This window comes from Aeromonas sp. Marseille-Q7275 (genome assembly GCF_965119515.1).
On record NZ_CBCPLW010000005.1, the window covers coordinates 135,424 to 150,533 of the forward strand.

A 15,110-nucleotide genomic window follows, 5' to 3' on the forward strand; every position below is an offset into this window, starting at 1 on the left:
AACCCTATGAGCCAGAACGTATTCCAGTTTATCGATGTCCAGCGGGTCGACCCGCCCAAGAAGCCGCTCAAGATCCGCAAGATCCAGTTTGTGGAGATCTACGAGCCCTTCAACCAGGCCCAGGTCGGCATGCAGGCGGATCGCTGCCTCGACTGCGGCAACCCCTATTGCGAGTGGAAGTGCCCGGTGCACAACTACATCCCCAACTGGCTGAAACTGGCCAACGAGGGTCGCATCCTGGAGGCAGTGGAGCTCTCCCACCAGACCAACAGCCTGCCGGAGGTGTGCGGTCGCGTCTGCCCGCAAGACAGACTCTGTGAGGGTGCCTGCACCCTGAACGATCGCTTCGGTGCCGTGACCATAGGCAACATCGAAAAATACATCACCGACAAGGCGTTCGAGATGGGCTGGCGCCCGGATCTCTCCAAGGTGGTGAAGACCGGCAAGCGGGTCGCCGTCATCGGCGCCGGCCCCGCTGGCCTCGCCTGTGCAGATGTGCTGGCGCGCAACGGCGTCACCCCTGTGGTGTTCGACAAGTACCCGGAGATCGGCGGTCTGCTGACCTTCGGCATCCCCTCCTTCAAGCTGGAGAAAGAGGTGATGCAGCGCCGTCGCGAGATCTTCGAGGGGATGGGGGTGGAGTTCCGTCTCGAGACCGAAGTGGGCCGTGACGTCACCTTCGCCGACCTGCTCGGTGAGTTCGATGCGGTCTTCCTCGGGGTCGGCACCTACAAGTACATGAAGGGCGGCTTTGCCAACGAAGAGGCGCCGGGTGTCTATGACGCCCTGCCCTACCTCATCTCCAACGCGAACCGCTTGCTGGGCTTCGAGAAGGCGCAGAGCGATTACATCGACTTCGCCGGCAAGCAGGTGGTGGTGCTCGGCGGCGGCGATACCGCCATGGACTGCGTGCGCACCGCCATCCGCCAGGGGGCCGATCGGGTGATCTGTGCCTACCGCCGCGATGCCGAGAACATGCCGGGCTCCAAGCGGGAGGTGAAGAACGCCCAGGAGGAAGGGGTGGAATTTATGTTCAACCTCCAGCCCATCGGCGTGGAGCTGGACGCCCAGGGCCGCACCTGCGGCATCAAGGTGGTGAGCACAGAGCTTGGCGCCCCGGATGCCAACGGCCGTCGCAATCCCGTGGTGGTCGAGGGCTCCGAACAGGTGCTGGCCGCCGATGCTGTGGTGATGGCCTTCGGCTTCCAGCCCAACCCCCAGCCCTGGATGCGTGATCACGGTATCGAGCTCGACAGCCGGGATCGCATCAAGGCCCCCGAGCAGGCTGAACATGCCTTCCAGACCAGCAATCCCAAGGTGTTTGCCGGTGGCGACGCGGTGCGCGGTTCGGATCTGGTGGTGACCGCCATCTACGAGGGTCGCAAGGCCGCCGAGGGGATCATGGACTATTTGTCGGTGTAAGCTGCCGACCGAGTCTCCCCAAACAGACAGCCCCGCCAATGCGGGGCTGTTTTTTTATGCCTGACTCTCGGTGATGCGCCCTAGCATCTCACCACCAGAAACTCACCCTTGCCCACCGGCACCAGCGAGGTCAGAAAATCGGGATCGCGCCTCACCTGCGCCATCCAGTCCCTCATCTCGCTCTCATGGGAGATGGCATTGTCCACCACCAGCAGGCCGCGAGGGGCAAGCAGGCGCCGTATTTCGGGCCACCATCCCTGATAGTGCTGGCGATCGGAGTCCAGAAAGATGAGCTGATAACCCGCCGTCGGCAGGCTGGGGAACAGGCTGCCGGCCTCCCCCGCCAGCAGGGTGATCCAGGAGCTCAGTCCCGCACGCTGAAAGTTGGTCTCTGCCAGAGAGATCTTCTTCTCATCCCGCTCTATGGTGGTGACCCGGCCATCCAGTCTCTTCACCGCCTCCGCCAGCCAGAGGGTGGAGTAACCGTTTGAAGTCCCTATCTCAAGCACCGCCTGCGCGCCCCTCGTCTGCACCAGCAGCGCCAGCAGTTCGCCGGTGTCACGGGTGATGTTGAGCATCTTGCAGCCCCGGGATGGCTGCGCCTCGTCATGCTGTTCGCCAAAGCGCTCCAGCTCCCGTTTGAGTTGTTCCAGATCCATGTTTCCTCCTTGAGAGTCATCCAGGCTGACCCGGCACTGCCCATGGCCTGCGCGGTTCAATCGGTGGCGGGGGGCAGATCCCCCAGCAAGTAACGAGGGCCGCTTCCCTGGCCCGCAGCCCTGTCCTCCGGGTTGTAGAGGGCGCAGTGCTCCAGCGACAGACAGCCACAACCGATGCAGGCAGTGAGCTTGCGCCTCATCAGTTGCAGGGCGGCTATGCGGCTGTCCAGCAGCACTTGCCACTGACCGGCGATCCGCTCCCAGTCGCCGCGATCCGGCGTGCGGCCATCGGGTAACCCGCTGAGGGCCGCCGCTATTTCGTCGAGGGTGAGGCCCATCCCTTGCGCCACCCGGATAAAGGCGATGCGCCGCAGCACATCCTGGGGGTAGAGACGCCGGCCGCCTTCGCTGCGCAGGCTCTGGATCAGCCCCTTCTGCTCGTAGAAGCGCAGGGCGCTGGCGTTCACACCGGCACGTTTGGCTATCTGGCCTATGGCCAGCCATTTGCGATCCATCTTCGTCCTTGATCTCAAGTTAACTTTAACTTGCATAATCCTGTCTCCCCCGACAAAAGGAGTCAAACGCTAATGGATCATCTCTACGCCCTGCTCGATGCCAACCAGACCTTCGCCCTCAATGGTCGCGGCACCACCAACCACTGCCCCATGGCGTTGCACGCCCTGCACGAGATGGGGGCCAGCCCCCGGCAGTTGCAGCACTTCTTTACCCATTGGCAGACCACTCAAGCCTTGCCCGCCGGGGAGAACAACCAGGGCGAAGAGGAGGAGACCCGCTTCGTGGCACTGCGCCAGCAACTGCTGGCCCGATTCGCCGAAGAGGGCTGGCTGCCATGCTTCGAAGAGCTGCTGGCGCAGCGTTTCTCCCCGGCAGGCGGCGCCTTTCATCCCCTCATCCGCTTCACCTGTGCGCTGGAAAACGGCCACTTGGGGGAGCAGGCGGCGGCGCTGGCCGCCTGGCAGTGCAAGGCGCTGATCCTGCCTGCCGGAACGGGGGCCCCCTGCCGGGACGTCACTCGCCTGCTGGCGGGGCTGGCGGCCCATTGGGAGGGGTCGCGCTGGGAGGGAGAGTGGATCACCGCCCGCCTGCGGCAGGTGGCGGCCGATCCCCGCTGGCCGGACACGCTGCCGCAAAGCCTCGATGACGGGGAAGATGTGCTGGCACAGCTGGCCGAGGCCGCCCTGCCCCTCTACTGGCAGACCGGCAACTTCACCGTCTTGCATCTGGTGACCGGCAGCCGGGCCGCCGCCATCGTCGCGCGCCACCTGCCAGCGGCGCTCAAAGCGCCCTGGCAGAGCCTGATGTGGCAGGCGGTGGCCGCCGCCTACATCACCGTCGGGGCTCCCAGGTTGCAGGCCCAGCGCTGGCCGGATACGACCGGGCTGGATTGGGCACAGGTGCTGCCGCGGGCAATCGAGAGCCTGGACGACCATGTGATCAAGCTGGTGCACTGTTGCTGGCGAGAGCAGGCCCACTCACCCCATTATCTGGCGGTCGCCGCCCGCGCGGTGGGGTTGCTGGACGCGGCGTCTCGCCCTCAACGCCCCTAAGGCGCTACTACCCGGATAAAATCGATGGCGGGACAGCTGGGCGCCAGCCCCCGGGTCAGCCCCAGCGGCTGGACACGGTAGCTGAGCCGGTAGCTGCCCGGCTGCGACAGATCGTAGGCCTGCGCCAGATCCGCATCGGCATGGCTCTGCTCCCCCGGTCCCAGCAGGAGGAAGTCGCCATCACCGGGCGCGCCACGCTTGGCAAGCGGTCCCCGGTAAGGCAACGGCCTGCCATCTCGGGTGAGGTCGATGGCATCGGCAAACCACCCCTCGAAGGGGGTGAACCAGGTCAATACCTCGAGTGGCCCCTCCCCCTTGTTGGTCAAGGTCATCACCAGCGGCAGTGGCTCGTTCACCCCGCTCTCGGCGCTGACCGACAGTTCGCACTGCAAGGGGGCCAGCGCCAGGGTGGTGAGCAAGAGTGTCATCATGGTGCCTCCGTCAAAAAAGGGGCCATCCGGCCCCTGCTTACGACTCAGTTTTCGCTCGGGGTATTCTCGGCGAAGTACTCGTGGTTGTCGGCGTTGTTCAGCGCCTTGACCGGGTCCGTGCTCGCCAGATTGCGGGCATTGGCCTGACCGTAACCCAGATCGTCGGTGCCCGCCACCACGTTGAAGTGGCTCAGCTCGTGGACTATGGTGCCGGCGCGGGAATCTGTCCCGGTGACGGGCGCCGTCCAGAAGCTCTTGCACAGGTAGACCTTGTAGGGCTGATCCGGATAGACGTAGGCAAAGTAGCTCTGCTTGCAGCCGCAGTCGAAGGTGAGCGGCTTGTTGTCGATGGCATCCTTGATCTTGCTGAAGTGGGTCTCGGCCTGGTTCCAGCGAGAGGTGTCATAGGCGCCAAACCAGCTGCGGTAACGCTGGCCATCGGGCTTGTCCACCGCCAGATAGCTGCTGGAGTTGTTGGTGATGCCGCTGGCGGCATCGAGCGCGGTGAGGATGTCGCTCTTCTGGGTGTTGCTGCAGCGGCCGCTGAAGCTGACCGAGGCGGTCACCGCCTGGGGCTCGGCCACCGCCGCCTTGGCGAGTACCCGCTCGTCAGCCACCCCTTCTACCCACAGGGTCACGACATTGGATTCGCTCCCCTGGGCCTGCTTGGCCTTGGCGGCCTTCGCCTCCTGTGGCAGCGTCGGTAACCGGTAACGGATGCTGTACTGGCCCTGGGCGCTCATGTCGTAGAGACCGGAAACCTCCGCCTGCAGCGTCAGGCTCTGGCCAGCCTTGAGCAACTGGAAGTCCTTGTCGGTTGGCGCCGCCCGCTTGATCAGGGCCCCCTCGTAGCCGACCTTCTCGCCGTCGCGCTCCACAAGGAACAGAGGGGCATCTTCGCTGCCCGGCAGCTGCCACTTGAGCAGGCGGATGGGCTTGTCACCCGTGTTGGTCAGGGTCAGGTTGACCCGCACATCGTCGGTGCTGCCATCCACCAGGGTGAGCCTGGCATCGAGCCCGGCGGCGCAGAGCGGAGAGGCCAGCACGCTGGTCAGCAGCAGGGCAAGGGGGGTTGCTTTCATCATGTTTCCTCATTCATTGAGTAGCGCCATCAGGCGGTTTGCTTCCATATGGCCCTCTTTGGGGCCAAACCACCCTAGAGCAGAACGTCTGCGTCACCATCTCACCATATGGGTGACGTCCCCCATCAGAGGGGGACGGCCGGACAAACCATTCAATTGCGACAAAAATAGCCGAGGCAGCACACCGGAACGGGCCCCCTTCCCGTCGCTCATCCTGCCGTCATGGCCTGTCCCGCTGGCGGCAGGCCATCAAAAACCCCGGCACTGGGCCGGGGTAATGAAAGAAGCATGAGCGTCAGGGCTCAGATCAGGCTCAGCCCTCGGCCAGGAGCGCCAGGGCGGGCTGGGCATTGCCCGGCACCAGACGGTAGGCCTTGTGGTGCTTGACCAGGGTGCTCTTCTTGTCACCCTGGCTCAGCAGCAACCCCAGCTTGAAGGCCGCCTCGGCCAGCTGTTTTTCATCCCCGCGCACATAGAGGGTAAGAGGCTTCACCAGCTCCCCCCCCTCGATATGGCCCAGATACTCGCTGGCGGAGATGACCAGGCTGGACTGGCCCTGGCTCAGCAGCCGCTGCTTGGTGCTCAGTTCGCTGTCGGTAAACACCAGCCAACCCGCGCTCTCCAGCTCGGCGACCAGGGTGGCGAGCCTGGCGCCCAACTGCCCGGGCTCGGCCATGGCCCGGCCATACTGGCAGACGATGCGCGACAGCAGTCCCTTGAGATCGGCCCCGGCCCCCAGGGTGCGACCCAGCTGCACCCAGGCTTTCAAGTCCTCCATCACCAGACGGGAGAAGCGTTTCTCCTTGAGGGAGTCCGCCATCCAGGTGCAGAGGAAGTGGCTCTCTTGCGCCGGGGTACGCTTGCCCGCCTTCTGCTCTGCGGTGCGGGCCAGCTCGGCCAGGCTCTGGGTGGCCATGTCGAGCAGGGCCTCATTGTAATCTTGCGGGTTCTTGACTGGCGGGGTCATCGCACGTCCTCTGGGTGATCGGTAAACAGCATCAAGGCGCCAACGGCGCCTTGAGTCGGGAGCCAAGGCTCCCCTGCATCATCTTGTCCGCTTACTTCGACTGGCGAGGCTTCTTGGCGGCCGCCAGACGCTTGAGACGCTGGCCCTGCAGCTTGGCCTCGGCCATCACCTGGGCGGCGGCGTTGTCTTCCCGCTGCGGGCGCTTGCCGAAGCGGCGACGCTCCTGCAACTGCTTGATCAGCTCGTCACGGCTGCTCACCTCGTAGCCCGGCACCATGATGCGGCGGATCTTCTGGCCGATCAGCGCCTCGATCTCCAGCAGGGTGCGCTCCTCCTCGCGGCTGACGAAGGAGACGGCCATGCCGCTCTTGCCGGCGCGGCCGGTGCGGCCGATGCGGTGAACGTAATCTTCCGCCAGGAAGGGCAGATCGTAGTTGACCACGTACTGCAGATCCGGGATGTCCAGACCACGGGCGGCCACTTCGGTGGCCACCAGCACCCGCACCTTGCCTTCCATAAACTCGCGCAGGGCGCGGCGACGGCTGCCCTGGGCCTTCTCGCCATGGACCACGGCGGACTTGATGCCGTCGAGGTTCAGCTCTTCCACCAGCACGTCACAGCTCTCGCGGGTACTGGCGAACACCAGCACCTGTTGCCAGTTCTGCTTGCCGATGAGCTCGGAGAGCAGCTCGCGCTTGCGCTTCTGCTCCACCGGATAGACGGTGTGGCTGACGGTGTCGGCGGTGGAGTTCTGCTTGTTGACGCTGATGATTTGCGGCCTGTCCAGCATCAGGTTGGCCAGCTTCTTCACGGCGTCGGAGAAGGTGGCGGAGAACAGCAGGTTCTGACGGGTCTTGCTCACAGCCTGCAGGATCTGCTGCACATCTGCGCTGAAGCCCATGTCGAGGATGCGATCCGCTTCGTCCAGCACCAGGGTCTCGACACCGGAGAGGCTGAGGTTGCAGGCGGTCAGGTGCTCGAGCAGGCGGCCCGGGGTCGCCACTATGATGTGCGCACCGGCCTTGAGTTTGCGGGCCTGCACATCCTGCTTGCCACCGCCGACCAGGGTCAGCACGCTGATGTCCAGATACTTGGCGAAGTCGTTGATGTTGCTCGCCACCTGGGCGGCCAGCTCGCGGGTCGGGGTCAGGATCAGCACCCGGGCGTTGGAAGGCTGGGCCGGGGCCGGGTTATCCACCAGACGTTGCAATATGGGCAGCGCAAAGGCCGCCGTCTTGCCGGTCCCGGTCTGGGCGCTGGCCAGCACGTCGCTGCCACGGCGAATGGTCGGGATCGCCTGCTGCTGCACAGGGGTCATCTCCTGATAACCGCACTCTGAGACGGCACGCAAAATCTCGGGGGCAAAATCGAACGATTCAAATCTCATAATGGGTTCCTGTGTTCCAGCTGAGCTGTAGTTGGCTTAAGTGGCCTGGGCCGGCGTGTGGCACGGCCTCGGCGAGGCTTGGGGCCAAGGACGGCTGGGTCTGACATGACGTCAGAAGATGAGCCGGAAAATGGCGGGCGCGAAGTGTAACAGATAGGCATCAGGATTTCCGCCTCAAATGGCCTGTATTTTTACGCCACCGGGGCGAGCCGCCTGACCGGGTGGCTCGGGAACAAGGGACGGGCGGCAGGCCCGTCCCCCTCTCAACTCAGCGCGCTCTCTTGGCCGAGCGCCTGAACAGCCGCATGCCGATGGCGGCCACGGCGATGACGAAGAGGGCTAAGGAGGTCACCAGCAGGCACTTGGTCAACAGTTCATGGTGGTCAGCCAGCAGCGGCGTCGCCATCATGAACTTGCCGACCATGCTGAGGGCCAGGGCCCAGAGGAAGGCGCTGGCAAAGCTGCTCATGGCCACCCGCAGCAGGTTCAGGCGGGAGATCCCCATCAGCATGGGCGTCAGCACCCTGACGAAGGGGATGAAACGGGAGACGAACATGGCCCAGAAGCCATAGCGATCGAGCTGCCGGGAGGCGCGGGGCAGGCTGCCTTCCGGGATCACCCGCTCCACCTGGCCCATGAAGCGGGTGCCGTGGAGCGCATGGCCCTGCCAATACGCCATCACGCTGCCGATGCCGGCGGCCAGGGGCAGATAGAGGAACACCACTTCGGGCCCGAGCACTCCCATGCCCACCAGACCACCGGCCAGCAGCACCAGGCTGTCCCCCGGCAGCGGCAAAAAGACGAAGCTCGATTCCAGAAAGAGGATCACCACCAGACAGGTGACGAGCAGACCGACCGCCTGCAGTTGTATTAATTGCTCAAAGTCCTGATGCCATATGGCAAGCAGCATGTCCTGCATCTGGTATGACTCCCATCATCGTAATGCGCATCCGTCATGACGGCCCAAAGGCCCGGTCTGGCCACCCCTCCCTGGTACCACCCCCATAAATTCCTGCGGGAGGCCCGTTATACACCCGGGGAACTGAACAATAAATTAATGTCTGCCATTTATGTGGATACGCCGTCATCCGGCACCGGCAACCCGGTGCGCTGGCGGCAAGGTTGTCTCGCCACCAGAGCCCCCTCGGGTCTGCGCCGTAAAATGGCAAAGAATATAGTCAGTTGGCGCCAAGGCGGGCTGCCATGACGGTAGAAAACCGTTACAGTGTAAGGACTCCTCAGTGGACGAGGAGGTCCATGGAGCTAGGTATGGCGCATCTCCCCTCTTCTCATCTTCATGCAGGCATGCTTCTGCTGAGCGGGCTCGGACTCTTCAGCCAGACCGCCCAGGCCAATGACGGGGCCCTCGTTCAGCAGCGGGCCAATGCGGTCGTCTCCCTGATGAGCTTCACTGTGGTGCCGGACATCACCGCCAGCAACCTGGACATAGGGGGCGGCACCAACGAAAGCTCGGCCCTGACCATCACCCAGCTCGGCGGCGGCGCCACCATGAGCGAGGGCTTCCCCATCTATCTGGAGGGCACCCTGGGCTACAGCCGCTACGATCCCCAGTTCGTCTTTACCGACGGCAACGAGAGCCGCACCATCCCCACCAAATGGAACAGCCTGAGCGCCACCGGCGGCATCGGCTGGGACTTCAGCCTGCACCGCGACCGCTTTGGCGGCAACCTGGTGCTGCGCCCCATCGCCAACTTCACCCTGGGCACGGTGGCGAGCGATCTGCGCATCGGTGCCGCCTTGCTCCAGTACAGGACGGGCAGGAACCTCGACTTCCTCGACGGCGGCCGGCTCAATGTGTATGGCCTGGGGGGATCCCTGATGCTCGACTACGAGCTCTTCTCCAAGCCACAGGACATCGATGTCGAGCTGCGCTACTCCTATCAGCATCTGCAGAGCTTCACCGGCACCGCCGACAGCATCACGGGGCAGGCCGAGGCGGAGAACCTCGGGCTCTACCTGCGGCGCCGGGCTCCGCTCTTCACCTGGACCCTGCTGGATCGCCCGCTGCGCTATGTGCTGGAGGGGGCCAGAACCGAATACCTGGGAGAGCAGCGCGGCCTGCTCGGCTTCAACAGCCTCAACTCCCTGGGCCTTGGCCTAGAGCTAGACAGCAGCAAGTACGACATCTTTATCACCCGCACCCGGCTGGTGGCCCGCTATATGTTCAGCCACAACACCAGCGGCTACTCCATCGGGCTGGCGATGAGTTTCTAATGGCGCAGGATCCCGCGAAGGAGACAGCATGATGAACCTGACCCAGGAGCAGATTGACCACCTGCTCGTCACCTTGCAGGCCCGCTTTGAACAGCACCCGCAGCGTCACGAGGGGCTCCCCTGGTCAAAGGTACGCGCCAGGCTGGACGCCAACCCTCAGTCGTTGCCCTCGCTCCACGAGATGGAGCGCAGCGGCGGTGAACCCGATGTCATCGGCCAGGACACGCGGACCGGGCAGTTCATCTTCTGTGACTGCAGCGCCGAGAGCCCAACCGGGCGCCGAAGCCTCTGCTATGACAACGCCGCGCTGGAATCCAGGAAGGAGAACAGGCCGGCGGGCTCTGCGACCGAGATGGCCGAGCAGATGGGCATCACGTTGCTGACGGAAGCCGAGTATCGAGCGCTTCAGACGCTCGGCTGCTTCGATGCCAAGACATCGAGCTGGATCGAGACCCCAGAGGCGATAAGGGAACTCGGAGGAGCCCTGTTCTGCGATCGCCGCTACGACAGCGTCTTCCTCTACCACAATGGCGCCCAGTCCTACTATGCCGCCAGGGGCTTTCGCGGCAGCCTGCGGGTCTAGGCATTCCAGATGCTGTGGTGCCTTGGTGTTGCGCACGGCGGGTAAAGGGGACAACAAGGGGAACCGGTTTTGGGGATGCAACCGCTTCCCCAAATACCAGGGCATCATCTCGGTGTGAGCATCAGACTCCCTCCCTAGAAAACCCATCCACCGGTACTCAATCACCGCACAAACAGTTTGGCGACGACTTTCAATCACGAAAAAGGGCGGCCCATTGGCCGCCCTTGTTCTCTCTGATTGTCAGCGAATGGTCGCCATCTTTCTGACGCAGGCCTGCTCCCTGTCATCCACCCGCTTGGCGAACCAGGCGGTGGTGAGGTTTCGGGTGATCTTGGGGCTTTTCAGCTGGATGCCGGGCAGCACGGCGCGGGGTTGGCGCTTGCCCGCCTGCTTGTCGGCCAGGGTAAAGACCCGATGATAGAGGTCGGTCTGGGCAAAGTCGGCACTGTCCCCCTTGAGCAGGCTCTGGTGGATAGCCTGCTTGCTCATGTTGATGCGGCTGGCGATGCTGTGCACCGCGAGCTCGGTCTTGCCGGGCAGGTCGGAGTCGTAGCGGACCAGATCCCCGTCCAGGGCCAGGGGCTTGCCGCTGACCCGGCTCACCGCGGCCTGGAAGGCGGCGTTGCGGCTCGCATACCAACCCGCATTGAAGTCGGCAAAACGGTAGAGGGTGTCCGGGTAGTCGGCGGGATAGCCGAAGATGTGTTTGGTGCCAAACCAGATGCCGCCGCGACGGGTGAACACCTCGTGGCGGATGGACTCCTTGACCGGATAGGGGTAGCTGCGGGCATTGGCCTCGGCGAAGGCGATGCTCACCTGCATGGGGCCCCCGGTGCGCACCGGATTGAGGTTGCCAAAGAGCTGCCTGCCCATGGGCACGGCCCCTATCATGTCCTCGAAGATCTCGCTCATCTCCCGCTCGGTGCGAAGGGCATCGATGCGCGCGGCGTAGGATTTGCCAGTAGGGGACTTGATGGAGAGGGCGGTGCGTACCACGAACTCGGGGATGAGCAGCTTGGCCGCCCGGGCATTGATCTCCTTCCAGGCTATCTTGCCAAGGCCGGGCACCACGGGATCCGCCTGATAGGTGGCCTCCTGCTCCGCCACCGCCAGCACCGAGCAGACATTGTGATCGCTCACCGTCAGCCCCTGGGTGCTGAGCGCCGTCACCACGTCGTTGGCCCAGCCCGGCTTGTCTTGTACCTGGCGCGGCAGAAAGCGCACTATGCGGCTCTTCATGTCCGCAGGCTTGCGCGGCTGCATGGCCCTGGGTTGCTTGGCGATGACAGCGGCCTCCTCGGCTGTAGGAGCGGTCGGTTCACTGGCACAGCCCGCCAGCACGGCGGCAGCCAGCAGTGCACAGAGGCGCCAGGGGGCGAAGGATAAGGGGTGAGAGGGGATCATGAGGGCTTCCGATAAAGTGCGGGTGCGGGCCCCTCATCCCGGATAAGGGGCCCCGAATGCAAACAGGTGGTCATTGTAGTGGATGGCGCGGGCAATCTGAAGGCAGCAGGACGGCCGGGGCCCAGCGCTGCGGCACCCCCTGGCGTCATCACGCCAGCTCGACCCGGTTGCGCCCCAGGTGCTTGGCCCGGTAGAGCGCGAGATCGGTGCGCTTGACCAGCGTCTCGACCGTCTCCCCCGCCTGACCGATGCCGACGGCGATGCTCACGGTGAACCTCACCTCCTCGCAGGCGACCAGGGCCTCGGTGGCGGCTCTTATCTGCTCCGCCAGCGCCCGGGCCTTGTCGCTCAGCATGCCGGGCAGCCAGATGGCGAACTCCTCGCCTCCCAGGCGCGCCACCACCCCATCCGGCGGGCAGTGCTGACACAGCAAGGCGCTGAACTCCTGCAGCACATTGTCACCTATGCCGTGGCCGTAGCGATCGTTGATCTGCTTGAAGTGATCGAGATCCAGCAGCAGCAACGGCGTCCCCTGATCCAGATGGGCCTCCAGCACTGCGCGAAACGCGCGGCGATTGGAGAGACCCGTCAGTTCGTCGGACATGGCGAGCGAGGCCAGCCGGGTCTGGACGCCATACATCTGTTGCACCATCAGCAGCACGCCCCAGGCCGTGGCCAGCATGCCGAGGGTGCGCAGGCTGTCCTCGACGGTGGAGAGCCACCAGGGCTGGAAGTAGGCCTCGTCCACCAGATCTATGGTCCCCGATACCAGCCAGCCTCCCAGACCGGCGCAGAGAAACAGGTAGGTGCGGTTCGAGATCTGGGCACACTGCACCACCCAGAACATGAACAGCAGGGTCAGCACGTTGATGGCCTCGGCCAGGGCGCCGATGGTGTAGAGGTGATGTTCGGGCAGGCGCGCGAAGCTCGCGGCATCCAGGCCCCCCGTCAGCAGCAACAGGCAGGGCAGGATCAGCAGGGCGAGGCGGCGACCAGGGGAGAGCGAGAAGAACCGGGCGGGGTGTACGGATAACCTGGGGGGAGTCTTCATCATTGTTATGGCTCCAAACCTGCACTTCCTCTGTCCCAGACGGCTGCACCCAGCCGCCAGCTCCCGATGAACCGCAAGGCCAATCCTGGTTGCGCGGCGCTCGTATTGTGAACCGACTTTTCCATAAAAAACAATCCCCTCACCACATTGGTGAAGGGATCCTGGTGTCAATTTACGCTGTGCGCCGCCCTGTGACCGACGGCTAACCCCCGGCACAGGCGGTGTGGAGGGCGTCCTTCACGGGGCTGGCCTCATCCTAGTCACGCCCGCCCCTCAGGCACTCTGGCGCAGGGCGCGGATCTGGGCGGCGCCATTGATCACCGCCTGCAAGGAGGCGTTGACCACGTCACGGCCTATGGCCACCCCACACATCCGGGTACCGTCGACGCTCAGCAGCACATAGGCGGCGGCGCGGGATTCGGTGCCGGCGCTTAAGGCATGTTCGGAGTAGTCCAGCACGTCTATGTGCATGCCGGTCTGGCGCTCCCAGCCGTTGACCAGGGCCGTGATGGCCCCCTCCCCCTCACCGCAGAGCTGCAAGCTGCCGTCCGGGGTCTGCAGCTCGAGGCGCAAGGTCTCCTGGCTGTCGTGGCCGAGCTGGAAGCGGCCGATGCGATAACCGTGGAGCGGCTCGAGGTAGTGCTGCTCGAACAGGGCGCGGATCTGCTCCGGGCTGATTTCGCTGCTGCTCGCCTCGGCCTGGGCCTGAACCCGGCGGCTGAAGTCGATTTGCAACCAGCGCGGCAGTTGCAGGCCAAGGTCGCGCTCCAGCAGATAGGTGACCCCTCCCTTGCCGGACTGGCTGTTGATGCGGATCACCGCCTCGTAGCTGCGGCCAAGATCGGCAGGATCGATCGGCAGATAGGCCACATCCCAATAGGCATCGGGCTTCTCGGCCGCCAGGGACTTGCGGATGGCGTCCTGGTGGCTGCCGGAGAACGCCGTGTAGACCAGCTCGCCGGCATAGGGGTGGCGCGGGTGCAGCGCTATCTGGGTGCAGGCTCCCACGGTCGCGACTATGGCGTCCATGTCAGAGAGATCCAGCTCGGGATCTATGCCCTGGCTGTAGAGGTTCATGGCCATGGTGACTATGTCCATGTTGCCGGTGCGCTCGCCGTTGCCAAGCAGGGTGCCCTCGATGCGATCCGCTCCCGCCAGCACCGCCAGCTCGGCGGCGGCCACCCCGCAGCCCCGATCGTTGTGGGTGTGGATGGAGATGCTCACCTCGGGGCGCGCCTTCAAGTGGCGGCAGAACCACTCCACCTGATCCGCAAACACGTTGGGGGTGCTCACCTCCACGGTGGCGGGGAGGTTGAGGATCATGGGGCGGCAGGCCGATCGCCACTGGTCGATCACCGCGTCGCACACCTCCACCGCAAACTCCACCTCTGTGCTGCTGAAGCTCTCGGGGGAGTACTGGAAGCTCCACTCGGTGCCGGGGTTGCGGGCCGCATACTCCCGTACCCAGCGCGCCCCCTGCACCGCGATGGCCTTGACCCCTTCCCTTCCTGAGTTGAACACATAGTTGCGCTGGGTCGGGTTGACCGAGTTGTAGACGTGGACGATGGCCCGCTTGGCCCCCTTGAGGGATTCGAAGGTGCGGGCGATGAGATCTTCCCGGGCCTGCACCAGTACCTGGATGGTGACGTCGTCGGGAATGAGATTGCGCTCGATGAGTTCGCGCACGAAGTCGAAATCCGGCTGGGAGGCGGCGGGGAAGCCCACCTCGATGTGCTTGAAGCCGATGTGCACCATCAGCGCCCACATCTGCAGCTTCTGGGCCACCGTCATGGGCTCGACCAGCGCCTGGTTGCCGTCCCGCAGATCCACGGCGCACCAGAGCGGCGCACGCTCAAGCACCCGGTTGGGCCATTGACGGTCCGCCAGAGCGATGACGGGGGCCGGGCGGTATTTGCGATGATCGAAGCTCATATTCAGATTCCCTTGGCAGATATGCTGAGGCGCCAGGCGACCGGGCAGGTAACAGAGGGGGCAAGGAGGGGAGCGGGCTGGCGCGATAACGCTGACCCTGACTGGCGGTGCGGCGGTAACCCCACAGCCGGTTTCCATTGGTCCCTATCGGTGGAAGGGGCCTGCCAGGCTGGCGCGATAACGCTGGCCCTGATCCTCTCGCAACCCTCTGGCACTGAATGCTTGCCGGTGCGGACGACCTTGTTTGCTCACGCATGTGATGAGAAACCAGTATAGGGAGGCGTTCGGGGTGAGTGATTGCGAAGATTGTTGTCAATGGCACAAAATAGGCAACTTATGATTGCATTAAGCCAATTTAAGGGTGTTAATCACCCTTGCTTCTCGCTGTT

Annotated in this window: 14 protein-coding genes; 4 read left to right on the forward strand and 10 right to left on the reverse strand. The window is 64.2% G+C overall.

Annotated features, from left to right (window positions below; all coding sequences use genetic code 11):
• The first annotated feature begins 6 nt into the window (after positions 1 to 6).
• Positions 7 to 1,422 carry an FAD-dependent oxidoreductase gene (locus ACWPWQ_RS06905; RefSeq protein WP_265436280.1) on the forward strand — a complete coding sequence of 472 codons (1,416 nt, stop codon included), beginning with the start codon at positions 7 to 9 and terminating at the stop codon, positions 1,420 to 1,422.
• 80 nt (positions 1,423 to 1,502) lie between these two features.
• Here the strand turns inward: ACWPWQ_RS06905 and ACWPWQ_RS06910 are convergent, their stop codons facing one another.
• Positions 1,503 to 2,081: an O-methyltransferase gene (locus tag ACWPWQ_RS06910; RefSeq protein WP_454009375.1), complete on the reverse strand. Its 579-nt coding sequence runs from the start codon at positions 2,079 to 2,081 to the stop codon at positions 1,503 to 1,505.
• A 56-nt stretch (positions 2,082 to 2,137) separates the two neighbouring features.
• A complete protein-coding gene (gene soxR / locus ACWPWQ_RS06915; RefSeq protein ID WP_454009376.1) occupies positions 2,138 to 2,596 on the reverse strand; it encodes a redox-sensitive transcriptional activator SoxR in 459 nt (152 codons plus the stop codon).
• Positions 2,597 to 2,668: 72 nt separating this feature from the next.
• Between soxR and ACWPWQ_RS06920 the strand changes: the two genes are divergently transcribed.
• Positions 2,669 to 3,649, forward strand: a complete 981-nt coding sequence (locus tag ACWPWQ_RS06920; protein WP_454009377.1) for a questin oxidase family protein — start codon at positions 2,669 to 2,671, stop codon at positions 3,647 to 3,649.
• Here ACWPWQ_RS06920 and ACWPWQ_RS06925 read toward each other — a convergent pair.
• The 5 genes from ACWPWQ_RS06925 to ACWPWQ_RS06945 form a co-directional block, all read right to left on the reverse strand.
• The gene (locus ACWPWQ_RS06925; protein WP_454009378.1) at positions 3,646 to 4,080 is read right to left on the reverse strand and encodes a protease; all 435 of its coding nucleotides are present in this window, start codon (positions 4,078 to 4,080) and stop codon (positions 3,646 to 3,648) included. The genes ACWPWQ_RS06920 and ACWPWQ_RS06925 overlap by 4 nt on opposite strands.
• Before the next feature lie 44 nt (positions 4,081 to 4,124).
• The gene (locus ACWPWQ_RS06930; RefSeq protein ID WP_454009379.1) at positions 4,125 to 5,165 is read right to left on the reverse strand and encodes a M35 family metallo-endopeptidase; all 1,041 of its coding nucleotides are present in this window, start codon (positions 5,163 to 5,165) and stop codon (positions 4,125 to 4,127) included.
• Between the two features lie 310 nt (positions 5,166 to 5,475).
• On the reverse strand, positions 5,476 to 6,129 hold the full coding sequence (locus tag ACWPWQ_RS06935) for a DUF2913 family protein (protein WP_454009380.1): 654 nt from the start codon (positions 6,127 to 6,129) through the stop codon (positions 5,476 to 5,478).
• Between the two features lie 91 nt (positions 6,130 to 6,220).
• Positions 6,221 to 7,516, reverse strand: coding sequence for a DEAD/DEAH box helicase (locus ACWPWQ_RS06940; protein ID WP_162519212.1), 1,296 nt, complete (start codon positions 7,514 to 7,516; stop codon positions 6,221 to 6,223).
• A gap of 268 nt (positions 7,517 to 7,784) precedes the next feature.
• Positions 7,785 to 8,435, reverse strand: a complete 651-nt coding sequence (locus ACWPWQ_RS06945) for a DedA family protein (protein ID WP_454009381.1) — start codon at positions 8,433 to 8,435, stop codon at positions 7,785 to 7,787.
• 350 nt (positions 8,436 to 8,785) lie between these two features.
• Here ACWPWQ_RS06945 and ACWPWQ_RS06950 point away from each other — a divergent pair, with 350 nt between their 5' ends.
• Both ACWPWQ_RS06950 and ACWPWQ_RS06955 read left to right on the forward strand, forming a co-directional pair.
• Positions 8,786 to 9,751 carry a hypothetical protein gene (locus tag ACWPWQ_RS06950; protein WP_454009382.1) on the forward strand — a complete coding sequence of 322 codons (966 nt, stop codon included), beginning with the start codon at positions 8,786 to 8,788 and terminating at the stop codon, positions 9,749 to 9,751.
• Positions 9,752 to 9,779: 28 nt separating this feature from the next.
• Entirely contained in the window at positions 9,780 to 10,334 is a 555-nt protein-coding gene (locus tag ACWPWQ_RS06955) for a DUF4256 domain-containing protein (protein WP_404836691.1), read from the forward strand.
• Positions 10,335 to 10,574: 240 nt separating this feature from the next.
• Here the strand turns inward: ACWPWQ_RS06955 and ACWPWQ_RS06960 are convergent, their stop codons facing one another.
• From ACWPWQ_RS06960 to leuA, 3 genes are all read right to left on the reverse strand, one after another.
• Positions 10,575 to 11,738, reverse strand: coding sequence for a DUF1615 domain-containing protein (locus tag ACWPWQ_RS06960; RefSeq protein WP_454009383.1), 1,164 nt, complete (start codon positions 11,736 to 11,738; stop codon positions 10,575 to 10,577).
• A 148-nt stretch (positions 11,739 to 11,886) separates the two neighbouring features.
• Positions 11,887 to 12,792: a GGDEF domain-containing protein gene (locus ACWPWQ_RS06965; protein ID WP_454009384.1), complete on the reverse strand. Its 906-nt coding sequence runs from the start codon at positions 12,790 to 12,792 to the stop codon at positions 11,887 to 11,889.
• 270 nt (positions 12,793 to 13,062) lie between these two features.
• The gene (gene leuA / locus ACWPWQ_RS06970; RefSeq protein ID WP_202046061.1) at positions 13,063 to 14,721 is read right to left on the reverse strand and encodes a 2-isopropylmalate synthase; all 1,659 of its coding nucleotides are present in this window, start codon (positions 14,719 to 14,721) and stop codon (positions 13,063 to 13,065) included.
• Between the last annotated feature and the right edge of the window lie 389 nt (positions 14,722 to 15,110).